Raw genomic sequence first — 23,034 nt, forward strand, 5'->3', positions numbered from 1 at the left:
GCGCCTTTGTGACAGTCAGGTTTCGTTTTTATGACATCGTCCCTGAAAGGGCCGATGGTCGCTTCTTTTCGTCATTCTTCGCAGGGGCTTCCTCAACCGGGGGAGGTAGCAATACGGTAATGCTGGTGCCCTTGCCCAACGTACTGGCAATGTCGAATCGCCCGCGATGCCGCTCCACGATATGCTTGACGATGGCCAGGCCCAGGCCCGTGCCGCCCATCGCCCGGCTGCGGCCCGAATCGACACGATAGAAACGCTCGGTCAGGCGCGGCAGATGATCGGGGCCGATCCCTTCGCCCTCATCGGCGACGGTCAGCCGGGTCATTCCGCTCGGCCCTTCGTTCAGCGTCACGCGGATCGGCGTGCCGGGGCGGCCATATTTGACCGAATTGCCGATCAGATTGTGCAGCAACTGGGACAATTGGGCCCGGTCGCCCTGCACGCTGGGCAGTTGCGGGGCGATCTCCATCTCCACCTCGCGCCCCCGGTCGCCATGGCTGGAGCGGAAGACGCCGACCACTTCGGCCGCCAGTTCGGACATGTCGACCAGCGCGTCGGGCGCGCGATATTTCTCCGCCTCGATCCGGCTGAGCGAAATAAGGTCGTCGATCAGCCGCTGCATCCGTCGCGCCTCGCCATCCATGATCTTGAGGAAGCGTTGGCGCGTTTCGACATCCTTGCCCATTTCCGGGTCGGCCAGAGTCTCGATGAAGCCCAAAATCCCGGCCAGCGGCGTGCGCAGCTCATGGCTGGCATTGGCGACGAAATCGACGCGCATCCGTTCGGCCGCATGGGTGCCGCTATGATCGACCAGATGGACCAGACGGCGCATGTCGGCGACCTGGCCGACGGGGGCCACGCGCATCTGCCAGCGCTGGTCGCGACTGCCCAAGCCCACTAGTTCGACCATCACCGGCTCGGCCATCGGCGCGCTGCTGGCCAGCCGTTCGGCGGCGGCGGGGTGGCGGATGGCGATGCGGGCATCCTCGCCCTCTATATGGTTACCCAGCAATCTCTGCGCCGCGCGATTCGCCCGCACGATCCGGCCACGCTCCACCAGCATCAGCGGATCGGAAATCCCCTCCAGCAGGCTGGCGAAATCGGAATGGACGATCAGGTCGGGCGTATCCGGCATGACGCGCTCGGGCGCCGGGCGGACGGCAATTCCTTCCGCACAGATAATCAGCACGATCAGGCCCGCCAATATGGGCAGGGCGATGGTGATGGGCGATGCACCCAGCAAAAGAGCGCCTCCGGTACCAAGCAACAGCATGGCGAGGGAGGCCGTAATCTGGGATATTGTCAGTCGATTCATGGTTACCGCGCTGGATTTGTCGCGCAATTGCTGCGATGGCTATATCAATAGTGTGCAATCTTTACGCTTTGACAAGCGGCACGAACGGATCTTGACGCAATGAGCGACCCGAAGCCCGGACAGGATGATGCGCAGGCCACCCAAGCGGCGGCCACGCCCGATGCGTCATCGCTGCCAGACGCGCTGGCCGTGCCGACCCGCCGTCAATTGCTGATGGGGGGCGCGGTGGCTGCATCCGCCATCGTGTCGATTCGTCCCGCCCTCGCCAATACCGCCGCTTCAGTGCTCAACTGCACCATCCCCGTACCCGATCAGGGACGTGCCGGCAATTTCATCGCGCCCAACGGCCAGCTGGTGCCGTCCGGCACGCCGGGCGCCTATCCCGGCACCGGCCGCAGCTTTACCGGCGAGCAGGTGAAACAGGCGCTGCGCGGCGGGCGGCTGCCCGGCACCGGCTATGAGCAGAATCAGGCCTATCTCAACTATATTCGCCGCCTCCAGCGGGGAACGAGCGGCTTTACCTGTTACGCTTCGCTGCAAATGCCGCGTTGATCCGTTCCGCTATCGCCCTGAGATGATCTGAACGAATACGGTTTGCCTGCGTTGACGACGTCGAACCTGCAATGGTTCGATCTTTCGTCGAGGGCATATCGATGTTTCAGTCCCGCCGCCCTTCGGCGCGCGATTTTTCGGTGGCGGTCTATCTGTACCAGCCCGGTGACGGCGGGCTCGACCGCGTCGCCATCCTGCTGGCCAATCATCTGCTGCGCCGGGGCGTACCGGTCGAATTGTGGATGACCCGCACCGACGGTGCCTGCGCGCATCTGATCGATCCGGCGCTGACCATTCGGCAGGTGCCAACCCTGGGCGGAGCGCGCCGCCTGTCGATGATCGCGCAATTTCCGTCACTGGCCGCCATGGTCCGGCGGCATCGGCCCGACATCCTCTATTCGGCCGGCAACCAGAGCAACATGCTGGTCGCGTTGGCGACGCTGGGCACCGCAACGCAGGCGGTCAGCCGCATTTCCAATCCGATCGTCCGTCCCGGCCAGCATGGTCCGGGGGCGTGGGTGCGGCTGAAGCGGTTCCGCGCCATCGCCCGGCTCAGCGATCTGACCATCGTTATGGGCGAGCATGACCGCGCTTTGCTGGCCGACAGTGGCGATGCGCGACTGCTGCCCCGTCCTACTGTGACGCGGGCGATGGAACAGGCCTGCGCCGGGCGCCTGCCGCGCCGGGCCAATGATCCCTGGCGGCTGCTGATGGTCGGACGACTGACCGGGCAGAAGGATCAGGCGATGGCGCTGACCGCGCTGGCGCAGCTGCGTCATCATGACTGGCACCTCACCATAGCCGGGCAGGGGCCGCTGCGCGCCGATCTGGAGCGACAATGCGCGGCGCTGGGCATCGCCGATCGGGTGGATTTTGCCGGCTTCGTCTGCGAACCGGATCGAATCGCCGCGTTGATGGCGCAGGCCGATTTGCTGCTCCAGCCGTCCCGCTGGGAAGGCCTGTGCGCGACCCTGATAGAGGCGATGGCCTGTGGCGCCGATGTCGTTGCGACGGACAGCACGCCCAATATCCGCCCCCTGCTGGCCGCCGGCGCTCAGCATCCGGTGACGCCGGTGGGCGATGCCGATGCCTTTGCCCGCGCCATCGAACGCAGCATGAACCGGCCGGCCCCCGCCGCGATGCTGGCCGCCGCGACGCGCGACCATGGCGTGGACCGCGCCCTCGACCGCTATCTGCGCGCCTTTGAAGGACTGGCCGCCAGCCGCATCCGCCAACCCCTTTCGTCGCCAGCCCTTTCCTGATGCATTAGGGGCCTGATGCGTTAGGCTCTTGGCTACGTCTTTCGCGCTACAGCGCGTTGGACTATGGTTTGGGATGCCGGATTTGAACGCGACGACAGCCTATCGCCGGGATGCAGCGGATGCGGTAGCGGCCTGCGTCCTCGACGATCTTACGCTTTTCTACCATCATCGCTCCGGCCAGACCCATATGGTCATCAGCCCTGTGCCGGAGATCATGGCGCGGATGGCCGATGGCGCAGCTGTCACGGCGCAGGCCATGCACGACCGGCTGGCGCAGGATTATGATCTGGGGCCGCAAGAGGCGGCGATAGCGGAAATTGAGGCGCATCTCGACGCGCTGGTCGCACTGGGTCTGGTACGACCGGCATGAGGCACAACATCACCCTGCGCATCGGCCCGGCGACCTTCCGCATCGGTTCCGCCTGGCCACAGCCGATCGCGCAACTGGCCCGGCTCTATGCCGATTATCCCGACGTGAAGGGCGCGATCGCCGACTTTACCGTCCGTCTCCAGCCGACCAGCCCGCTGCGCCGCTTCGTGCGCCCGTCCATCTTCATCACCGGCGATCATGGCCTGGCCGATGCGGCACCGATGAGCCTGGCCCATGGCCTGCTGGCCGCCGAAATGGGGATGAACCTGCAAATGGCGCTGGGCTGGCGCCGGCATCTGCTGCTCCATGCCTCCAGCGTGGAGAAGGATGGGCGGGTGCTGGTCATGACCGGCGAATCCGGATCGGGCAAGTCGACCCTTTCGGCGTTGCTGGGCGAACGGGGCTGGCGCTTCATGGGCGACGAATTTGCGCTGCTCGATTGCGATAGCGGCGTGATCCTGCCCTTTCCCCGGCTCGTCAGCCTGAAGAATCGCGCAATTGACGTCGTGGCCGATGCCGTGGGTGAAGCGCGCATGGGTCCGCTGCTCACCGCCACGGCGAAGGGCGACATCCGCCATATGGTGCCGCGCGCCGATGCCGTCGCCCGCATGGACCAGGGGGGTATGCCGGCCCTGCTGCTCTTCCCGCGTTTCGGCCATGCCGCCGATGTACGCACGCTGGGGCAGGGCGAAATCTTCATGCGCCTGACGCAAGCCTCGACCAACTATGTCGCGCTGGGCGAGCCGGCCTTTACCGGCCTGACGCGCTTCGTGCGACAGGTGCCGGCACGGGCGATCGACTTTGCGTCGGGCGAGGACGCCTTCGCCATGGTCGATCGGCTGTGGGAGGAACTGGCATGAGCGCGGCCCTGCTGGTGCAGGTGCTGCGCGATCCGGTGCAGGCCGGGCGGCTGGATGCGGATGGCTGGAACCGCCTGCTCGCCGCTGCGCGGGCCGAGCGGCTGATCGGGACTTTGGCCTGGGGGCTGGATGATGTCGCCGTGCCCGACGCCGTGCGACTGGTCCTGATGGATGCGAAGCGCGACACTGCGCGTGAGGCGCAGCAGGCGCTGTGGGAAGCGGACCGAGCAGCAGAAGCGCTGCGCGGGCTGGATGTCCGGCCGGTGCTGCTCAAGGGCACGGCCTATGTCGCGGCTGATCTCCGCGCAGGGCAGGGGCGCTTCATCGGCGACCTCGACATCCTCGTGCCGCGCGACGCCATGCCGGCGGTGGAACGGGCGCTGATCGCGGCGGGATGGGAATGGGTCAAGGAAGACCCTTATGACGACGCCTATTATCGCCAGTGGATGCACGAACTGCCGCCGATGATCCATGTCGAGCGCGACCGGATGATCGACGTCCATCATACCGTGCTGCCGCTGACCGCGCGCCAGACCCCGGATGCCGCTGCGATGATCGCCGACGCCATATCCATAGCCAATGGATTATATGTCCTGTCGGCCGAGGACCGGATCGTGCACAGCGTCGCGCATATGCTGGCCGATGGCGACATACAGGGCGGCCTGCGCAACCTGTGGGATATTCACTGCCTGCTGCCCGATGCCGACCCGGCGGCGCTGGACGTACGGGCCACCCGTCACGGCCTCACCAGACATGTGCGACAGGCGCAGCGGCTGGCGGCTGCGATTTATGGCGGTGGCGCACGACTGACCCTGTGGGACCGGCTCGTGCGGGCGCGGTTGCTCGCGCGCAATGGCTGGGGGCAGGAGACGCGCAAGCTGCTGGTCTTTGCTTTTTACATCCGTTCGCACTGGCTGCGCATGCCGCCGCTGATGCTGCTGCGGCACCTCTGGACCAAATGGAGCAAGGGGCACCGGCCCCAGTAGATGACAGGTGTGCGTCGAAGCGATGACTCGGCCTGACTTGCAACTTTAACCGCGCTGCCATCGCGCGGACACGGACATGACCCACGGGCGAGCTAGGCGCGGCTCAGGGGTCTGTATCATGTTCAAACCAGCGCGCGCCTTACTGTTTGCGAGTCTGACGGCCTTGCTGGCCGCCAGTTCGCCCAGTGCCAGTTCGTCCGGTGTCAGTTCGCCCGGCGAACGGCATCTATCCTCGCCATCGTCGGTGCAGCCTGATCTGCCGCTCTCGATCATGACCTATAATGTCATGGGCCTGCCCTGGCCGGTCGCCTTCGGCCGGAACGCGGCGCTGGGGCGGATCGCCGATCGACTGGCGCGCCTGCGGGCAGAACGGCGCCAGCCCCATATCGTCCTGATCCAGGAAGGCTTCACCGCCGACCCGGCCCAATTCGCGCAGCGCGCCGGCTATGTCCATGTCGCCGTCGGGCCTGACCCGTCGATGCGCAGCGCGATTGCCGTGACAGCCGCCGACCGGGCCTATCTGCGCTCTGCCCGCTGGGACCGGGGCGAAACGCTGGACAAGCGATTGAACAGCGGCCTCATCATCCTGTCCGATTATCCGATCGCAGCGGTCGATCGCTTCGCCTATCCCGCCTTCGCCTGTGCCGGGTTCGACTGTCTGGCCAACAAGGGCGCGATGATCGCCCATTTGCGCGTGCCAGGCATCGACCGGCCGGTGGCCGTGGTGAACACCCATCTCAACGCGCGCAAGGCGGCCGGTGTGCCGATCGCCCGGTCGCTCAGGGCCTTCGATCGACAGGCGGGGCTGCTGGCCGGCTTCGTCGCGCGTCATGTGCCGCGCGACCGCACCCTGCTGCTGGGCGGCGACCTCAATATCGGCGGCGACGCGCAGCGCATCCGCGCCTTCTTCGCCCATTGGGACCGTCCCGGCCTGACCTTCGTCGCGCCGCTGCTCGGTGGCAGCCGTCAGGCGCAGGCGCAGGCGCTGCTGGCCGATCCGGCCGACCGGCGCGACCTGGACGAAGCGGTCCTGCGCTCGAAAGACTGGATCTTCGCCCGCAGCGCCACCGGCGCGCCGATGCCGGTGACCGCCGCACATATCCCCTTTGGCGGCTCGGCAGACCAGCGCCTGTCCGACCATGTCGGCTATGCTATTAGCTATGGCGCCGCAGGGGCTGGGCCACTGCGCTTCGCCGATGCGGGAGGCCGCTGATGCGCCTCCTCCCATCCGCTCTGCTCGCGACAATGCTGCTGCCGATGCCGGCCATGGCGGAGTCCGTCTGGCCCGATCATGCCGGCTTCGCCCTGCGCCCGCGCATCAATTTTTCGGTCCGCCCGGCGCCGCTGCTGCCTTTCGCGCAGCGCCCGGCGCGCATCTATGCCATTGAACTGATCCCGTTGCCCACCCAGCCGGCCGATCTGCACCTGACATTGCAACGCCGTCGCCATCGTGTCGCCGCGCTGATGGCCGCGCGCGCCGACCATCAGCCGCGCAGCAGCGTCCGGCTGGTCGATATCCAGATGGACCTGCCGCAGATAGACGAACGGCTGTCGGCCATGGTCGGATGGCAGGCCGCCAAGTTCAGCAACAAGGCGGTCAATGCGACATCGCCCTACAGCCGCGCCGACCTGCGCGTGCGCGACGATTTCGTGCCGTCGGCGCATCTGGCCTTCGCCGCCACGCCGCGACTGGCACTGACCGCCGATTATCGCGAAACGGTGCGCGGCTATGCGGATATCGGCACGATCGGCGCGATGGGGCTGGACCAGCCCGCCTATCGCGCGCTGCGCCAAAGCCTGCGCCCGGAGCGGGACAGCCGCACCCGCATAGGCCTGCGCTGGGCAGCGATGCCGGCGTTGGAGCTGGATGTCGCCGCCTATGACGGGCAGGTGCGCGACCGGCTGGCCTTTGTCGAGGGTGGCTACAGGCCGCATAATCTCGGCTCCGCGCACATGCAGGGCGTGGCGCTGGAGGCGCGGCACAGCCTGTCGCCAAGGCTGCGCTGGGGGCTGCGCTACGATCGGGCGCGGATCGACCCGGATCGGGGCGCGGTGCTGACCGAAGAGCGACTGGCGGTGCAGGGCGAATGGCGCCATGGTCGCTGGCGCTGCGCGATGAGCGCCGCGCGCACCAGCATCTCGGCTTGGGGGCAGGGGGCGAACCGGATGCGGATGGAGGGCGGCATCGATTATGTCCCCGCCGATCCCCGATCACCGCGCATCGGCCTGCACCTCACCGACCCCGACCGGTTGATGAGCGGGCGGCTGGCGGACCAACCCCAATCCGGCCCGATCCGCGCTGCCGATCAGGCGCGCGCCCTGATGCTCAGCGCTGCCCTGCGCTGGTAACAGGACCGTCCTTTTTCTGTAGCATTGCCTGCCTATCGGCGGGGCTTTCCTGATCGGAGCGGGCGATGCGGCATGAATGGACTATGATGGCGATGGCAGCCCTGGCCCTGACGGGCGCGGCATCGGCGCAGGATACCGATGCGCCGTCACCCCCGCCATCACCGGTCGCGCTGCGCCTGCCCGCGCCTGAAGCGCATCAGGGCGTAGCGTCGGACGGCGTCCATGTCTATGCGATCGACAATGACCGGATCGGCAAATATGTCATCGCCACCGGCCAGCGTATCGCCCAGTGGCAAGGCGAGCGCCGCCTCTTCCCGCATATGAACAGTTGCACGGTGGCGGGTCGTGAGCTGGTCTGCGCCGCATCCAACTATCCCGCCGTGCCGCAGACCAGCGCGATCGAGATTTTCGATACGAAGACGCTGCGCCACCTGCGCACCGTCAGCCTTGGCTTTGGTCCCGGATCGCTGACCGTATTGGATCGGCATGCCGGCAAATGGTGGGCGGTCTACGCCAATTATGCCGGCAAGGGTGGGGAGCCGAACCGCGACTATCGCTACACTTTGCTGGTGCGGATGGACGATGCGTTCCGGCAGGAAGCAGCCTGGACCTTCCCGAAACAGGTGCTCGCCCGCTTCGCGCCTTTCAGTTGTTCCGGTGCCAGCTGGAGCAGGGATGGCCGCCTTTATGTAACCGGCCATGACCGGCCGGAAATGTATGAACTGGCCCTGCCGGAGGCGGGGTCGGTGCTGGAATGGAAGCGCACCATCGGCATCGCCTCGCCGGGACAGGCGATCGACTGGGACCCGAAGGTTGCGGGCCGTATCTGGTCGGTCGATCGCAAGCTGACGACGCTGGTCGCCAGCAGCATCCCGGATTAAGCCGGGGGCAGCATCGCCGCGATCGCCAAAGCCGCCATATCGGCGACAGCGCTCAGGCGCTCGGTCGAATGGCCGGCGCGCGCATCTGCGGACAGGCCCGACATCACCGCTGCGACATAATCAGCCACGACGTCCGCCTTGTCGGGATGCGTGGCGGCGATGAAGGCGCGCAGATCCTGTACGCTGGCATTCTGGCTGTTGCGTGCGCGGCAGGCGGCATCGGCGTCCGTACTCCGTCCGCCCTCCAGCACGAGACACCCCGCTGCCATCGGATCGGCGGAATAGATGCGCGCCGCCTTGCGCAACAAATTGGCCAGCGCTGCGGCCGGTTCGATGCCGGGAACGGCCAGCGGTTCGGTCAGGGGAGAGGCGCGCGAATAGCGGTCCAGCACTTCAGCATAGAGCGCGGCCTTGCTGCCGAAGGCGGCATAGAGGCTCGGCGGATTGATGCCCATCGCCTCGGCTAGCGCTGCGACGCCGACCCCTTCATAGCCCTGCGCATGGAACAGCGCCTGCGCCTGATCCAGCGCCATGTCCCGATCGAAGGCGCGGGGGCGTCCACGCCCTCTGGCTTTTATTTTATCACTCACTACAAAAATCCTTGAAGCGGCTATTTGCTGATTTATATAGCGATCACTAATCATTTCTCAAGGAATAGGACCATGACCGACTTTACTGGAAAGAAGACCCTCGTCATCGGCGGCAGCCGCGGCATCGGCGCCGCCATCGTCCGCCGTTTTGCAAAGGATGGCGCTGCCGTCACCTTCACCTATGCCGGGTCGCATGACGCGGCGCAGGCGCTGGCCGCCGAAACCGGATCGACTGCCGTCCGCTCCGATGCGGCTGACCGCGACGCCACCATCGCTACCGTCGCTCAGCAGGGGGCGCTCGACATCCTCGTCATCAATGCCGGTGTCGGCATATTGGGCGATGCGCTGGAACAGGATGCCGATGCAATCGACCGGATGATCGACATCAATGTCCGCGCGCCCTATCACGCTGCGGTCGAAGCTGCGCGCCAGATGCCCGAAGGCGGCCGCATCATCGTTATCGGATCGGTCAATGGCGACCGCATGCCCTTCGCTGGCGGCGCGGCCTATGCGCTCACCAAATCGGCGTTGCAGGGTCTGGCCCGTGGCCTTGCCCGCGATTTCGGGCCGCGCGGCATCACCGTCAATATCGTCCAGCCCGGTCCGACCGATACCGACATGAACCCCTCGGACGGCCCGATGGCCGGCATGATGCATGATTTCATGGCGATCCGCCGTCACGCCACTGGTGAGGAGATTGCCGGCCTGACCGCCTATCTGGCCGGACCGGAAGCGGGCATCATCACCGGTGCGATGCACACGATCGACGGTGGTTTCGGGGCCTGACCGGCTCCTTTCAGGCGGCGATGCCCGGCGGCTGGAGGTCGTCGGTCATCAGCCACATTTCCGCCGGCAATTGCGAGGAAAAGACGCCGACGATCGCCTTGCCGAGACGCGCACGGACATACATCTTGTCGGCGATGCTGTTCACCAGAATGGCGACGCGATCGGTCGACTGATAGGTGCGGTCCATATGCTCCAGGATGCGGGCTTCCGTCTCCCGCGCCTGCCGCTGCGCTTCCGTCACGTCGGACAGGATGCGGATCGGCAGGCCATTGCGGCGCCGGTCCGCTATAATCAGCCCCAGATGCGTGTAATGGCGATCGACATCGGCGATCGACCACAGGCCGGTTGCGTGGACAAAGATGATTCCGTCCGGATCGTCCAGTTCACATGCGATCATAGGGCACCTTGGAACAACACCGAAAATATAACCTGGATCAAGTTAAAATGACAAACCACTTTAACAAAGGATTGCAGAAAAATCGGTGAAGCACTCATGACAAATGCTGTCGTAGATTGACCCGGCGGGAGCCATGCGTCGTTGCGGCACGGCTCCCTCTGCGCGTCAGTCCTTTTTCAGGATATCGAGCGCCAGCACGGTCATCGCCTCGCTCGCGGTCGCGATCACCTGGTCCGCTTGCGGCGCCCAGAACGGACTGTGCAGCGATGGCAGGCTGGCCTGACCCGCCGCCGCCGCAGCCATCTTGTCCGCCGGTACGCCACCGACCCAGAAGATGAAGCTGTTGATGCTCTTGTCGGCGCGGTAGAAGCGGCTGAAATCCTCGCCGCCCATCACGGCCGATGTCTTGATGACGCGTCCGTCGGGGAAATGCCCCTTGAGCACGCCCGCCATCTGCTCGGCAAATTCGGGCGGGTTATAGGTGGACGGGGTGAATTCGTCCTTCACGCTCACCACCGGCATCCGGTCGTCGGGCACGCCCGCCGCGATCGCCTCGCCCCGGCTGATCCGCTTGATCCCCTCGATCAGCTTGGCGCGCGTCTCATCCGAATAGCTGCGGATGGTCAGCAGCAGCTTCGCCTCATCCGGGATGATATTATGCTTGGCGCCGGCCTGGAAGCTGCCGACGGTGACGACGGCGGGGTCTTGCGGGTCCTGTTCCCGGCTGACGAGCGTCTGGAGTGAGGTGACGATGCGCGATGCCAGCACGATCGGGTCGCGCGTCGTCTGCGGATAGGCGCCATGGCCGCCCAGCCCTTTCACCAAGATATCGACGCTGTCGACATTGGCCAGCGCATAGCCGGGCGTGTAGCCGATCTGGCCGGCGGCGATATTGGCTGCGTCGTGGAAGGCGATGGCATGGGTCGGCTTGGGGAAGCGGGTATAAAGCCCGTCCTCCAGCATGTTGCGCGCGCCCTTGCCCACCTCTTCGGCGGGCTGAAGGATCATGACCAGCGTGCCCTTCCACTTGTCCTTCGCGCCCGCCAGCAGCTTGGCCGTCTCGATGAAGGCAGTCATATGGGTGTCATGGCCGCAGGCATGCATGACGCCCGTCTCCACGCCCTCGGGCGTCTTGGTCCGCACCTTGGACGCGAATTCCAGGCCGGTCTGCTCAACCACCGGCAGTCCGTCCATATCGGCGCGTATCAGCAGCACCGGGCCGGACCCATTCTTCATCACCGCCACGACGCCGGTGCCGCCTACCTTTTCGGTCACGTCATATTTCAGCGCCTTCAACCGCCTGGCGAGTTTCGCGGCGGTGTTCACTTCCTGCAACGACAGTTCGGGATTGGCATGCAGGTCGCGATAGAGCGTCATCAGCCCGTCCATATCCTTGGCCACGGCCGCGCCGATCTCGCTCTGGGCGGGCGGGGCGGGAACGGCAGGTGCCTCCGCTGCTGGGGCCGCGGGCGTCTGGGCGGCGGCGATGGACGAAAGGCTGGCGGCGGCCAGAATGGCCGTGAGCGCATGGCGCATGTTGATAATCTCCCTTGCTGACCAGAAGCATAGGGGGATTTTGTAACCGGGGAAGGGGGATTGTTACGGGCGCAAATAGGTTCGGTACGCGTAAATTTGGCAATCTTTGCCAAAAATGTTCCCCTGCCGATATGGCGACGATGAATATTTCCCTGCTTGATCCGATGAAACATTGGGTTGAGGGCCAAGCCGAAACCGGGCGGTACAGCAACGCCAGCGATTATGTCCGCCACCTTATCCGACGCGATCAGGAACGGCAGGCAAAGATCGCCCATATGCAGCATCTGGTCGATGAAGCGCGGGCGAGCGGCATAGCGGAGGAAAGCATGGAGGAGATGCGCGCGCGGTTGGCGAAGCAGGTTGGCGTGCAACGCTGACATGGCCCGCTATCGACTGAGCCGGGCGGCATCGGACGATATCAGCCACATCTTTCTGGGCGGGTTGCACCGGTTCGGCCTGACGCAGGCGGATCGCTGTCATGAAGGGATGGCTGCGGCCTTCGAATTCTTGGCGGCCTGCCCACAGGCCGCACGGTTGCGGGAGGAGATAAGGCCGCCGGTTCGCGTGTATCCCTATCGATCGCACCTCATCCTCTACGACATCATGGAGGATGGACGGATCCTCATCCTGCGGGTCCGCCACGGTCGGCAGGATTGGCAGGACGAAGCTCCGTCCATCTGAATCATGTTTAACGCGCCGAAATGAACGCCCGGATATCCGCGCTCAGCTTGCGCAGGTCGTCGGGGCGGACGTACATCATATGGCCGGCATCATAATAATGATATTGGATGCGCGAGGCGTCGAAGCCGGTGCGGCTCATCGCATATTCCGCGCCGAAGAACGGCGTCGCGAAATCATACCAGCCCTGACCGACGAAGACCTTGAGGCCGCTATTCTCGCGCAGGGCCTTGCCCAGATAGGGCGCGACGCTGCCATAGACTTCGCTCGCCCGGCCGCTCTTGCCGTCCAGTTTCCAATCCCAACCGCTGACCCCGCCGATCGTCACATAGGATCGGTCGGTCTTGTAGCCCAGATCGTCGCGGGCATAGCTGTTCATCGCGGCAGTGTAGGCGCCGTCGATGGCATAGAAACTGGGATCATTGTCCGGCTCCTCGCCCGCCGCGTCATAATCCTTGCCGGTATAGCGGGTGTCCAGACGGCCGATGCTCATCCCCCGATCACGCAGCAATTCCTTGTAGAAGCGGCTGGGCGAAATGCGCAGTTCGGCATGGTCCACGAACGCTTCCGACAGGCCGGTCAGCCGCGCCAGTTCCGCGCGCACGCTGGCGCGTTCCTCGGCGGACAGCGCATTGCCCTTCAGTAGCGCGGCGGCGTAGGGGCCGATCGCAAAGGCGCGGGCCTGCTGCGCGGCTTCGGCCACGGTGGCGGGTGGATTGCCCATGCGCTTGTGATACCAGGCGGTCGTCGCCATCGACGGCAGGTTGATGATATAGGGCATTTCATTGCCCTGCACCTCGGCCGTGGCGCCGAAGTCGAGGATGGTCGAGATCAGGATGATGCCGTTGACCGCGACATCATTATAGCTGCCCTCCAGTTCATTGATCAGCGCCACCGAGCGTGTGGTGCCATAGCTTTCGCCGCCGATATATTTGGGCGATGACCAGCGGCCATTATCGTTCAGCCACAGGCGGATATATTCGGCGATCGATTTGGCGTCAGCCGATACGCCCCAATAATCCTTGGGGTCTTTCTTGCCGATGGCGTGGGAAAAGCCGGTGCCCACGGGGTCGATGAAGACGAGGTCTGTGACGTCCAGCAGCGATTCCGCATTGTCCACGACTGGATAGGGCGGCGCGCCGTCGTCCTGCGCATCGGGCAGAACCACCCGCTTGGGACCAAAGGCGCCCATGTGCAGCCACAGCGATCCCGATCCCGGACCGCCATTATAGAGGAAGGTGATGGGCCGCTTCTTGTCGCCACCATCCTTAACGTAGGAAGTGGCATAGATCGCCGCGAGCGGCTTGCCATCCTTGTCCTTCAGGTAAGTTTCGCCGGTGCTCGCGGTATAGCTGATCGTCTTGCCGCCGAACACGCCCTTATGCTTCGTCACCGAGACATTGGGGGCGGGGACCGGGCTGTCGGCGACGTCGTCCTTCTTCTTGCCGTCGTCCTGGGCCATGGCGGCGGTGGCGGAGAGGGCCAGCGCCAACGCGGCGAGGCTGGTGGTGAAGCGCATGATAATCCCCTTGTTTTACGAGCGTCTGGCTAGCGGAGAGGCGGCGCGGTGAAAAGAGGGGACGCGCCACCGATGCCACAGGGCAAAGTTCACACCGTCGCAGGGCTTTTTCGGCCTGAAGCGCTCGCAAGGCTTTCGCGACGCGTCTGCAACGCGCCGCCTGCGCATCATCGGAGTCACGACGATGCGCCGTCGACGCGACATGTAAACGACAGCGAGGCGGTGGGATCGTGACAGGGAAAGAACGGGTGGTTTCATCCCCAAGTAGAGATCAGGGATAATCCTATTAGGAAAGATGTTTGACGGCGCAGACGGGTGGATGACGGACGGTCGGCTTTTGGCCGAGTTTGCTGGAAATCTGCCATCACATGCGTTAGTCATAGTTCATGTTCGAGAGTGATGCTGACCTAAGCCGTGCCGATTGGCGGCTGCTTCAAAATGGAGCGATAAGCCTGTTCTGGTCCGCAGAAGTTTTACGCGAGACTGAAAAGGAATTAGCCGACCTGTCCTATGACATTAAGGCCGTTTCCTGCGTTAATGGCTGGAATCAGTTCAAAAAAGAAATTTCTATACACCTAAATTGGGAAGAACAATTTGGATACAAGACGTGGAACGGAAACCTCGATGCTCTGAATGATGGCCTGACAGGTTATCCATTTGGACCTAGAAAGCGATCAGTTCTCTCAATAACAGACTTCCAATCCCTCGTTAAGAGCGACCAGCGATCCAGCCATATTGTTCTTGATATTTTGGAAAGCAATGCACGCGACCATTTGCTGTTCGGAAACTTTCTAATTATTCTCGTGCAAACCGACGATAATCTCTTTGACTGTTCGGAAGTAGGGGGGAGAAAACCCCGGTGGAACGGTCGGGAATGGACCAATAAAGATAGAGGTCTTTAAAGTCTGCAATTGGAACTGCGCTACAGGCGATTTAGCGGCCTACTTTGGTCGCTTCCAGACCCAAACATCCGTTCGCCCTGAGCCTGTCGAAGGGCCGCACTTTTCTTCCAACATAAGCCAAAAAGAAAGAGCAGGGCTTCGACCGGCTCAGCCCGAACGGATGTTGGGTGTCCGCTTCTGGTCGAAACCCGCCATCCCTTTTCCTGAAGAAGGGAATGGCGGGCCATGTTAGGCTCGCCCTTTACTGCGCCGTCCAGCCGCCGTCGATGCTGAGGTTCGCGCCGGTCACCTGCGCGGCGGCATCGCTGCACAGATAGAGCGCCGTCGCCGCCACCTGTTCTGGCGTCACGAACTGCTTGGTCGGCTGGCCGGCGAGCAGCACGTCGTTCATCACCTGCTCGCGCGTCATGTTCCGTGCCTTCATGGTGTCGGGGATCTGGTTTTCCACCAGCGGGGTCCAGACATAGCCGGGCGAAATGCAGTTGGCGGTGATGCCGAAGGTCGCGACTTCCAGCGCCACCGTTTTCGTGAAACCGGCAAGGCCATGTTTGGCGGTCACATAGGCGCTCTTGAACGGGGAGGCGACGAGCGAATGGGCCGAAGCGGTCTGGATGATCCGCCCCCACTTCTGCTCCTTCATATGGGGCAAGGCAAGCCGCGTCGTATGGAAGGCCGCATTCAGGTTCAGCGCGATGATGAGATCCCATTTGTCGAGCGGGAATTCCTCCACCGGGGCGACATGCTGCATGCCGGCATTGTTGATGAGGATATCGACGCCGCCGAAGCTGTCGGCGGCTTCCTTCATCATCGCCTCGATCTGGTCTACCTTGGTCAGGTCATGGCCCGAATAGAGGGCCTTCGCGCCGCTCAGCGCTTCAAGGCCGAGCCGTTCTTTCTCGATCGCGTCCTTGTCGCCGAACCCGTTGATGACGACATTGGCGCCTTCGCCTGCCAGCGCCTTGGCATAGGCGAGGCCAATGCCGGAGGTGGAGCCGGTAATCAGGGCGGTCTTGCCATTCAGCGACTTGCTCATGCCTTTTTCTCCTTGAGATGATCGGGTTTGTCGAGGTCGAAGGTTGCGCTCCTCCCGTCGAGGATGTTGCGGGCGATGAGGTCGCCCTTGTGCATCACTTCCTCCACGGCGTCGCGGCCCTGGCTCCAATGATCCAGCATGGTGGCGCGGGAAAATTCGAAATCCTTCGCGCCGCTTTCCCACGCGCGCGTCCGGTAGATCAGATGGACGATATTGACCGACCCCTGATCGAGGCACTGGCGCAGTTCCTGTGCCTCCGGTCCGTCCTGCAAATCAGGCGGCAGCTTGTCGAGCAGCGCCTGGATCGCGCCATGTTCGCGGCGCAGGCGCAGATACTGGTCGGTCACCTGCCGGGTGCGGCTGCTATACTGAATGTCTTTCATGCGCGAATAGACATCGGTCATCTGGCGCGGCATCGGCCCTTCGGCGGGGAAGAGGTCGACCTGGAACACCAGCATATCCTCGGTCTGGTGATTGAGGACATGGGCCAGCGGCGTGTTGGACACGATGCCGCCATCCCAATACCAGCGGCCATCGATCTCCACCGGAGGCAGGCCGGGGGGCAGGGCGCCCGATGCCATGATGTGCCGCGCGTCGATCCGCGTGTTGCCGCCGGGGCCGCGCGTGTCCCAATAGGCGAAATTGCCGGTTTCGACATCCACCGCGCCCACCGAGAGGCGAACGGGGCCGTCATTCAGCAGATCCCAGTCGACGCAGGCGTCCAGCGTATCCTTGAGCGGGGCACTGTCATAGAAGCTGATCGCGCCGGTGGAGCCTTCCGGCATCAAAGGCGCGGGCCACAGGCGCGGGCGGAACATGCCCGGCACGCCGAAGCTGGCGACCACGCCCGCCGCGCCCAGATGGGCGGCTTCGCGGATATGGTCGATTTCGGGCAGGATCATGTTGGGCATGCCGCCCGACACGGTGTACCAGAATTTCTTGAGCCGGCTGAGGCGCCGGTGCGGCGGATTGCCGGCGATGATCGCGGCATTGACAGCGCCGATCGAAATGCCCGCGACCCAGCTGACATCCACGCCCAGCTCGTCCAGCCGTTCATAGACGCCGGACTGGAAGGAGCCGAGCGCGCCGCCCCCTTGCAACAACAGCGCGACTTCGCGGGGGAGGGGGAGCGGGGTGCGGGCGCGGCGAAGCGGCTTCGCGTCCTGGCGGGTCGGGTCTGTATCAGCCATGTCGCAGTGCAATATAGGCTTTGCCCGCGCCATTCCAACTTAATGTCTCGTAACAAATCGCGGGCGGCCGCAACCTTGGCTTGCATGGACCGTTTCCCGTCCGACATGAATCGGATAGGCATGGGGCCGAATATGGCGCCACTTAAGGAATAGCGCGATGCGGCTCGACGACGAACAGGAAAGCAGCCACTACGAAGTGCAGGACGGGCGCGGTGGCGGCGGCTTTGGTGGCGGCATGGGCGGCGGATTGGGCATGCTCCTGCCGCTGATCGGCAGCCGCTTTGGCTGCGGCGGCATTGCGGTCGTGCTCATCATCATGGTGGTGATGGGCATGAACCCGCTCAGCCTGGTCGGTGGCGGCGGCGGTGGGCAGCAGGTGCAGACGGAAAAGCCTGCCAGCGGGCAATTGACCGACGTTCAGCGCGTTTCCCTCAAGGTGCTCGGATCGACCGAACGGCGCTGGGCCGACATCTTCAAGGCGGAGGGGCAGCAATATCCGCCACCCACCCTGGTCTTCTACAGCCAGAACGGCCAGTCGGGCTGCGGCGCGGCGCAATCGGCGATGGGGCCTTTCTATTGCCCCGCCGACCAGCGCATCTATCTCGACACCGATTTCTTCAAGGAAATGGAGACGCGCTTCAACGCGCCGGGCGATTTCCCGATCGGCTATATCATCGCGCATGAGGTCGGCCACCATATCCAGACCATCACCGGCGAGGCAGACCGCATCCGCAAGGCGCAGCAGGGCGCGAGCGAAGCGGAGGGCAACGCGCTTCAGGTGAAGATGGAATTGCAGGCCGACTGCTATGCCGGCGTCTGGGCGGCACGCGACACCAATTTGATGGAACCGGGCGATCTGGAGGAAGGGATGCGCGCGGCCGAGGCGATCGGCGACGATACGCTCCAGCGCGAGGCGGGCCGTCGCCCCGTGCCCGATAGTTTCACGCACGGCACCAGCGCGCAGCGGATGCAATGGTTGCGCAAGGGGCTGGACAGCGGCGACCCGGCCCAGTGCGACACGTTCAAAGGGGCAATCTGACGCCTATTCGGCGTTGGGCGATCCGGGCGGCGCGTCCTGCGGCGAAAAGCCGTCGGGCATACCGGTGGTGATCGGCGGCGATGATGTGTCGGGCAAGCCGGCGCCGGGCGCCAGCGCCGGCTGGCCGGCTCCTGCCATCGGCTGACCAAAGGCGGCCGAGGCATCCGCAGAAGGCGCGCCGGGCATGGACGGCGGCGGTGCGACCGGCACCGGAACCGGCGGGGGCGGCACATCCGGCTGGATGGCGGATTGCGCCGGCTGCTCGGGCTTGGGCGTAAAACTTTGCACGGCCATCACGATCAGCGGGGCTGCGAGCAGCGTGGCGAGGGCAAAATTGCGATACATCATGAGCGCGTGCGACTTTTTCTGGCGATGGATGAATTTTTCTACCCGAAATGGGTAAACAAAGCCTTCCGCCGCTGCCCGCAGGGGGCGATCAGTGCCGGTCCAGCTTGGCCAGCAAGGCCATCATATCGGCGGGAGTGCCGTCGTCGCCGGGTACATAGGTCGCGCGCAGGGCGTTGCCGACTCCCTCATAAGGCTTTGGCAACGCTATAGTTACGACGCGGCCGCCGCCGCCATCGCGTCCCGTTGCCGATCGGCCGAGGGCTTTGCGCTGAAACTCCATTGGGGGCAGAACGGCCATATCGGCCAAAAGTTTCTGGCATTCGTCGCAAGCCCAAGCGATAGCGCCCCCGATAAGAGAGCCCATAAGGGAGAGTAGATGTGACCGACTGGCTGGACACCGAAAAAAGGATCAGGGGCCATTCCCCCTTTCTGGCGCGTGCGCTGGATCGCTATCCGGCGGTGACGGATCGGTTGGCGGCAGGCGATTTTGATGGCGCCTTCGTTGCGGCGCAGGCGGCTGGCAGGCCGGAAGATGGCATCGCCAAATCGCTGCGGCGGCGGCGCGGGGCGATCGCGCTGGCGGTGGCGGCGGCCGATCTGGCCGGGGCATGGGACATGGATCGCGTCACCCGCACCCTGTCCGATTTTGCCGATCAGGCGCTAGAGGAGGCGCTCGCCGCGGCGATGCAGGAACGTTATCCCGATGCCGAGCATCGCGGCTTCGTGGTGTTAGCGCTGGGCAAGCATGGCAGCCGCGAACTCAATTATTCGTCTGATATCGACCCGATCCTGCTCTATGATCCCGCCACCCTGCCGCATGGCGAGCGGGAGGATGTGGCCGATGCTGCCGTGCGCATCGGCCGGCGGGTCAGCGAATTGCTGAACGCCCGCGACGGTGACGGCTATGTCTTCCGCGTCGACCTGCGCCTGCGCCCCTCGCCCGAAGCCACGCCGATCGCTTTGCCGGTGGAAGCGGCGATCGGCTATTATGAATCGACCGCTTTGGGCTGGGAGCAGGCGGCGTTCATCCGCGCCCGCCCGGCCGCCGGAGACAAGGCGTTGGGCGACTATTTCCTGCGCCAGATCCGTCCCTTTGTCTGGCGCCGCAGCCTCGATTTCGGCGCGATCGACGCGATCGTCGACATATCGCGCCGCATCCGTGACCATTATGCGCAGGGGCAGGCGTTCGGGCCGGGCTATGACCTGAAGCGCGGGCGCGGCGGCATTCGCGAGGTCGAATTTTTCGCGCAGGTGCATCAACTGATCCATGGCGGGCGCGACCCCTCGCTGCGGTCGGGTAACACGCGCGAGGCGCTGCGGGCGCTGGCTGCGGCGAATGTGATCGAACCGGACGTCGCGGCGCGGCTGGACGAGGCTTATATCCTCTTCCGCACTATCGAGCATCGCTTGCAGATGGTCGAGGACCGCCAGACCCACGAACTGCCCATGTCGGCAACCAGTCTGGACAATGTCGCCCGCCTGCATGGCCTGCCCGACAGTGCGGCGCTGCTCGCCCTGTTGCGGCCCCATGTCGAATGGGTAGGCCGCAATTATGACCGGCTCAGCCCCGAGCAGGCGGACGCTTCGCTTTCGCATGATGAGGACAGGCTGAAAGAGCAGCTAACAGAGCTGGGCTTTGCCGATCCGGACACGCCGATCGCCCGCATCGCCCGCTGGCGCGGCGGTACGATCCGCGCCTTGCGCAGCGCGCCCTCGCGAGAGGCGCTGGAGGCGTTGCTGCCCGGCCTGATGCGCACGCTGGCCAAGGCGCCCGATCCGTCGCGCGCGCTCAATCGCCTCGATGACATGATCGGTCGGCTGCCCAGCGCCATCAACTTCTTCAAGCTGCTCGCCGCGCGTCCCGCGCTGGTCGAGCTGCTGGCCGAGATATTGAGCCATGCCCCGACGCTGGCCGACGCGCTCAGCCGCCGGGCGGAGCTGATCGACGGGCTGATCGACGCCTCCGCCTTCGATCCTGCACCGCCGGTCGCGGCGCTGGCGCAGCAGCTTGGCCGGCTGGAACCGGGCGAGGATTACCAGACCCTGCTCGACCGGGTACGCCAGCGCGTCGGCGACCGGCGTTTCGCGCTGGGGGCGCAGATCATCCGCGGTGGCGATCCGCTGGAGGCTGGCCGGGGCTATGGCCGCGTCGCCGAAGCCGCGATCGAGGCGCTGGCCGCCGGCACGGTCGCGGAGTTCGAAACCGCCCATGGCAAGGTGGCGGGCGGCGAATTGCTGATCCTGGCGCTGGGCCGCATGGGCGGCGGCGTGCTGACCCATGCATCGGACCTCGATCTCGTCTATCTCTTCACCGGCGATTTCTCGACGGAATCGGACGGCGCGAAGCCGCTAGGTGCGACCCAATATTTCAATCGCCTCGCCCAGCGCATCACCAATGCCCTGTCGGTCCACACCGCGTCCGGCCCGCTTTATGAGGTCGACACCCGGCTGCGGCCATCCGGCGCGCAGGGGTTGCTGGCCGTCAGCCTCGACAGCTTCGCGCGCTACCAGCGGGAGGAGGCCTGGACCTGGGAGCATCTGGCGCTTACCCGCGCGCGGCCGGTCTTTGGATCGCCTGACGCCCGCGCCGCGCTCGACGCCATATTGACCGAAACGCTCCAGCGCCCGCGCGATTTTGACGAACTGGCGCGGCAGGCGGTGAAGATGCGCGGCGATATCGCCAGGCACAAGCCGCCGGTCGGCGATCTCGACGTCAAGCTGGTGCCGGGTGGCCTGGTCGATCTGGAATTCTTGATTCACGTCAACCAGTTCCATTATCGCATGGCCTTCGACCCGGATCTGGGCAAGGCGCTGGCCGATCTGGTCGCGGCCGGCCATCTGCCCGCCGACCTGATCGCCGCGCATGACCTCATCACCCGCTATCTGGTCGTCTCCCGCCTCGTTTCGCCCAAATCGACCGAGCCGGCGGAGGCGACCCGGCCGCTGGTCGCGCGGGCGTGCGGGGCGGAAGATTGGGATGGATTGCTTGCCAGCTATGCACAGGCGCGGATATGCGTCGGCGAAGCCTGGGCCGCGCTCGCCGCACCCTATCAGGAGGAATGACCATGCTCGAACAGGGTGACGCGATCCCCGACGTGACATTGAAGGACGCGGACGGCGTCGATTTCACGCTGCACAGCTATCAGGGCAAGCCGCTGGTGGTCTATTTCTACCCCAAGGCCGATACGCCGGGCTGCACCAACGAAGCCAAGGATTTCACCGCTTTGGCCGATGAATATGCCGCCGCCGGCGTCCCGGTGATCGGCATTTCGAAGGACAAGCCGGCCAGGCTGAAGAAGTTTGCGGAAAAATATGGCCTGTCGGTCATCCTCGCCTCCGACGAGCCGGGCACGGTCTGCGAAGCCTTTGGTACATGGGTCGAAAAGTCGCTCTATGGCCGCAAATATATGGGCATCGAGCGGGCGACCTTCCTGGTCGGCGCGGATGGCACGATTGCGCGCGTCTGGCCCAAGGTGAAGGTGAAGGGCCATGCCGAAGAGGTGCTGGGGGCCGTGACCGCGCTTTGAGCCTGCCACCGTCCGTGACGAGCGTGGGCACGGCCTGCGCCCATGTGCTGCTGACCGCCGATCCGCAGGCCAAGCTGATGGCCGCGCGGGCGGTGGCGCGTGCCTGGCGGCTGGGGCGTCTGGCGCATCGCTTCGATGCCATCATGCCGGACCGGCCGGCGCGCCCCGCATCCCCCGAACTGCTGCCACCGGGTCGCATGCCCAAGCGCGGCAAGATCGGCTCCGAACGGTCGCGCATCGCCATGCTCCATGCGCTCGCCCATATCGAATTTGTCGCCATCGACCTGGCCTTCGACCTGATCGGCCGCTTCGGTGACCAGTTTCCGCCTGACTTCACGAGCGAATGGATGAAGGTCGGCGCGGACGAAGCCATGCACTTCGCGCTGCTCGACCGGCGGCTCCACCAACTCGGCAGCCATTATGGCGCGCTGCCCGCGCATGATGGCCTGTGGGAAGCAGCGGAGGAGACGGCGGGGGATGCGCTCGCGCGGCTGGCCATCGTCCCCATGGTGCTGGAAGCGCGCGCGCTCGACATCACGCCGGCGACCGTCGAACGGTTCGAGGGGGCGGGGGACATGACGTCCGGCCGGATGCTGCGCCGCATCGTCGCGGACGAGATTCGCCATGTTTCGGCAGGGACGACATGGTTCATCTGGGCGACGAACCGCATGGGCGTCGAATCTCCAAAACATTATCAAATGCTTGTGAAACGCCATTTTCGAGGCGGCGTTAAGCCACCGTTCAACGACTCGGCGCGTCGGCAGGCCGGTTTGACGGAAGAATTTTACGTCGCGCTTGCAACCTGAGCGGCAATTTGCAGTCTGCGTTCAGCGGGGGCGATCCAGGTCGCCAAAAAATTGAACACGGGAAGCGCCGAGGGGCATCAAGCCTCCGGTGACATAGTCGGGGTCTGC

At 64.7% G+C, this 23,034-nt stretch carries 25 protein-coding genes; 16 read left to right on the top strand and 9 right to left on the bottom strand.

The features are described 5' to 3' along the window. Positions 1-28 precede the first annotated feature (28 nt). The gene (locus tag ACNHGR_RS18845; RefSeq protein ID WP_475288018.1) at positions 29-1,315 is read right to left on the bottom strand and encodes an ATP-binding protein; all 1,287 of its coding nucleotides are present in this window, start codon (positions 1,313-1,315) and stop codon (positions 29-31) included. A gap of 99 nt (positions 1,316-1,414) precedes the next feature. Between ACNHGR_RS18845 and ACNHGR_RS18850 the strand changes: the two genes are divergently transcribed. The 8 genes from ACNHGR_RS18850 (at position 1,415) to ACNHGR_RS18885 (ending at position 8,575) form a co-directional block, all read left to right on the top strand. Continuing rightward, a complete protein-coding gene (locus tag ACNHGR_RS18850; protein WP_475288019.1) occupies positions 1,415-1,867 on the top strand; it encodes a hypothetical protein in 453 nt (150 codons plus the stop codon). Between the two features lie 101 nt (positions 1,868-1,968). Further along, entirely contained in the window at positions 1,969-3,129 is a 1,161-nt protein-coding gene (locus ACNHGR_RS18855; RefSeq protein ID WP_475288021.1) for a glycosyltransferase, read from the top strand. 73 nt (positions 3,130-3,202) lie between these two features. Further along, on the top strand, positions 3,203-3,499 hold the full coding sequence (locus ACNHGR_RS18860; protein WP_475288022.1) for an HPr-rel-A system PqqD family peptide chaperone: 297 nt from the start codon (positions 3,203-3,205) through the stop codon (positions 3,497-3,499). Next, positions 3,496-4,359: an HprK-related kinase A gene (locus tag ACNHGR_RS18865; protein ID WP_475288023.1), complete on the top strand. Its 864-nt coding sequence runs from the start codon at positions 3,496-3,498 to the stop codon at positions 4,357-4,359. The genes ACNHGR_RS18860 and ACNHGR_RS18865 overlap by 4 nt, the downstream gene beginning before the upstream one ends. Next, the gene (locus ACNHGR_RS18870) at positions 4,356-5,345 is read left to right on the top strand and encodes a nucleotidyltransferase domain-containing protein (protein ID WP_475288025.1); all 990 of its coding nucleotides are present in this window, start codon (positions 4,356-4,358) and stop codon (positions 5,343-5,345) included. Before ACNHGR_RS18865 ends, ACNHGR_RS18870 begins: the two co-directional genes overlap by 4 nt. Before the next feature lie 118 nt (positions 5,346-5,463). After that, a complete protein-coding gene (locus tag ACNHGR_RS18875) occupies positions 5,464-6,558 on the top strand; it encodes an endonuclease/exonuclease/phosphatase family protein (RefSeq protein WP_475288026.1) in 1,095 nt (364 codons plus the stop codon). Further along, positions 6,558-7,694, top strand: coding sequence for a TonB-dependent receptor domain-containing protein (locus ACNHGR_RS18880; RefSeq protein WP_475288027.1), 1,137 nt, complete (start codon positions 6,558-6,560; stop codon positions 7,692-7,694). Before ACNHGR_RS18875 ends, ACNHGR_RS18880 begins: the two co-directional genes overlap by 1 nt. Positions 7,695-7,786: 92 nt before the next feature. Further along, on the top strand, positions 7,787-8,575 hold the full coding sequence (locus ACNHGR_RS18885) for a YncE family protein (RefSeq protein ID WP_475288029.1): 789 nt from the start codon (positions 7,787-7,789) through the stop codon (positions 8,573-8,575). On the opposite strand, the gene ACNHGR_RS18890 is transcribed toward ACNHGR_RS18885, so the two are convergent. Then, on the bottom strand, positions 8,572-9,165 hold the full coding sequence (locus ACNHGR_RS18890; RefSeq protein ID WP_475288030.1) for a TetR/AcrR family transcriptional regulator: 594 nt from the start codon (positions 9,163-9,165) through the stop codon (positions 8,572-8,574). The genes ACNHGR_RS18885 and ACNHGR_RS18890 overlap by 4 nt on opposite strands. Positions 9,166-9,237: 72 nt before the next feature. Here ACNHGR_RS18890 and bdcA point away from each other — a divergent pair, with 72 nt between their 5' ends. Beyond that, the gene (gene bdcA / locus ACNHGR_RS18895; RefSeq protein ID WP_475288032.1) at positions 9,238-9,951 is read left to right on the top strand and encodes an SDR family oxidoreductase; all 714 of its coding nucleotides are present in this window, start codon (positions 9,238-9,240) and stop codon (positions 9,949-9,951) included. A gap of 10 nt (positions 9,952-9,961) precedes the next feature. On the opposite strand, the gene ACNHGR_RS18900 is transcribed toward bdcA, so the two are convergent. Both ACNHGR_RS18900 and ACNHGR_RS18905 read right to left on the bottom strand, forming a co-directional pair. Beyond that, on the bottom strand, positions 9,962-10,348 hold the full coding sequence (locus tag ACNHGR_RS18900) for a hypothetical protein (RefSeq protein ID WP_184270688.1): 387 nt from the start codon (positions 10,346-10,348) through the stop codon (positions 9,962-9,964). A gap of 165 nt (positions 10,349-10,513) precedes the next feature. After that, a complete protein-coding gene (locus tag ACNHGR_RS18905) occupies positions 10,514-11,884 on the bottom strand; it encodes an amidohydrolase (RefSeq protein ID WP_475288033.1) in 1,371 nt (456 codons plus the stop codon). A gap of 140 nt (positions 11,885-12,024) precedes the next feature. Here ACNHGR_RS18905 and ACNHGR_RS18910 point away from each other — a divergent pair, with 140 nt between their 5' ends. After that, on the top strand, positions 12,025-12,261 hold the full coding sequence (locus ACNHGR_RS18910) for a type II toxin-antitoxin system ParD family antitoxin (RefSeq protein ID WP_475288035.1): 237 nt from the start codon (positions 12,025-12,027) through the stop codon (positions 12,259-12,261). Between the two features lies 1 nt (position 12,262). After that, the gene (locus ACNHGR_RS18915) at positions 12,263-12,565 is read left to right on the top strand and encodes a type II toxin-antitoxin system RelE/ParE family toxin (protein ID WP_475288037.1); all 303 of its coding nucleotides are present in this window, start codon (positions 12,263-12,265) and stop codon (positions 12,563-12,565) included. Positions 12,566-12,572: 7 nt separating this feature from the next. Here the strand turns inward: ACNHGR_RS18915 and ACNHGR_RS18920 are convergent, their stop codons facing one another. After that, positions 12,573-14,081 carry a S10 family peptidase gene (locus ACNHGR_RS18920; protein ID WP_475288038.1) on the bottom strand — a complete coding sequence of 503 codons (1,509 nt, stop codon included), beginning with the start codon at positions 14,079-14,081 and terminating at the stop codon, positions 12,573-12,575. 386 nt (positions 14,082-14,467) lie between these two features. Here ACNHGR_RS18920 and ACNHGR_RS18925 point away from each other — a divergent pair, with 386 nt between their 5' ends. After that, positions 14,468-14,983 (top strand): barstar family protein, encoded by a 516-nt coding sequence (locus ACNHGR_RS18925; RefSeq protein ID WP_475288039.1) that lies wholly within the window; start codon positions 14,468-14,470, stop codon positions 14,981-14,983. A 241-nt stretch (positions 14,984-15,224) separates the two neighbouring features. Here the strand turns inward: ACNHGR_RS18925 and ACNHGR_RS18930 are convergent, their stop codons facing one another. Together ACNHGR_RS18930 and ACNHGR_RS18935 are read right to left on the bottom strand one after the other, a co-directional pair. After that, on the bottom strand, positions 15,225-16,016 hold the full coding sequence (locus ACNHGR_RS18930; protein ID WP_475288041.1) for a 3-hydroxybutyrate dehydrogenase: 792 nt from the start codon (positions 16,014-16,016) through the stop codon (positions 15,225-15,227). Next, entirely contained in the window at positions 16,013-17,206 is a 1,194-nt protein-coding gene (locus tag ACNHGR_RS18935) for a DUF3734 domain-containing protein (protein WP_184270707.1), read from the bottom strand. The genes ACNHGR_RS18930 and ACNHGR_RS18935 overlap by 4 nt, the downstream gene beginning before the upstream one ends. A 157-nt stretch (positions 17,207-17,363) precedes the next feature. On the opposite strand from ACNHGR_RS18935, the gene ypfJ reads away from it, so the two are divergent. Then, on the top strand, positions 17,364-18,245 hold the full coding sequence (gene ypfJ, locus ACNHGR_RS18940; RefSeq protein ID WP_184270710.1) for a KPN_02809 family neutral zinc metallopeptidase: 882 nt from the start codon (positions 17,364-17,366) through the stop codon (positions 18,243-18,245). A 3-nt stretch (positions 18,246-18,248) separates the two neighbouring features. On the opposite strand, the gene ACNHGR_RS18945 is transcribed toward ypfJ, so the two are convergent. Next, entirely contained in the window at positions 18,249-18,593 is a 345-nt protein-coding gene (locus ACNHGR_RS18945) for a hypothetical protein (RefSeq protein ID WP_184270713.1), read from the bottom strand. A gap of 88 nt (positions 18,594-18,681) precedes the next feature. Then, entirely contained in the window at positions 18,682-18,891 is a 210-nt protein-coding gene (locus ACNHGR_RS18950) for a hypothetical protein (RefSeq protein WP_475288479.1), read from the bottom strand. Positions 18,892-18,971: 80 nt separating this feature from the next. Between ACNHGR_RS18950 and ACNHGR_RS18955 the strand changes: the two genes are divergently transcribed. Genes ACNHGR_RS18955 through ACNHGR_RS18965 form a run of 3 tightly spaced genes read left to right on the top strand, consistent with a single transcriptional unit; the run spans position 18,972 to position 22,926 of the window. Beyond that, positions 18,972-21,656: a bifunctional [glutamine synthetase] adenylyltransferase/[glutamine synthetase]-adenylyl-L-tyrosine phosphorylase gene (locus tag ACNHGR_RS18955; protein ID WP_475288042.1), complete on the top strand. Its 2,685-nt coding sequence runs from the start codon at positions 18,972-18,974 to the stop codon at positions 21,654-21,656. 2 nt (positions 21,657-21,658) lie between these two features. After that, positions 21,659-22,120 carry a thioredoxin-dependent thiol peroxidase gene (bcp, locus tag ACNHGR_RS18960; protein WP_184272480.1) on the top strand — a complete coding sequence of 154 codons (462 nt, stop codon included), beginning with the start codon at positions 21,659-21,661 and terminating at the stop codon, positions 22,118-22,120. Then, positions 22,117-22,926: a ferritin-like domain-containing protein gene (locus ACNHGR_RS18965; RefSeq protein WP_184270718.1), complete on the top strand. Its 810-nt coding sequence runs from the start codon at positions 22,117-22,119 to the stop codon at positions 22,924-22,926. The genes bcp and ACNHGR_RS18965 overlap by 4 nt, the downstream gene beginning before the upstream one ends. The last annotated feature ends 108 nt before the right edge of the window (positions 22,927-23,034 follow it).

This window comes from Sphingobium sp. RS1, from assembly GCF_056156825.1.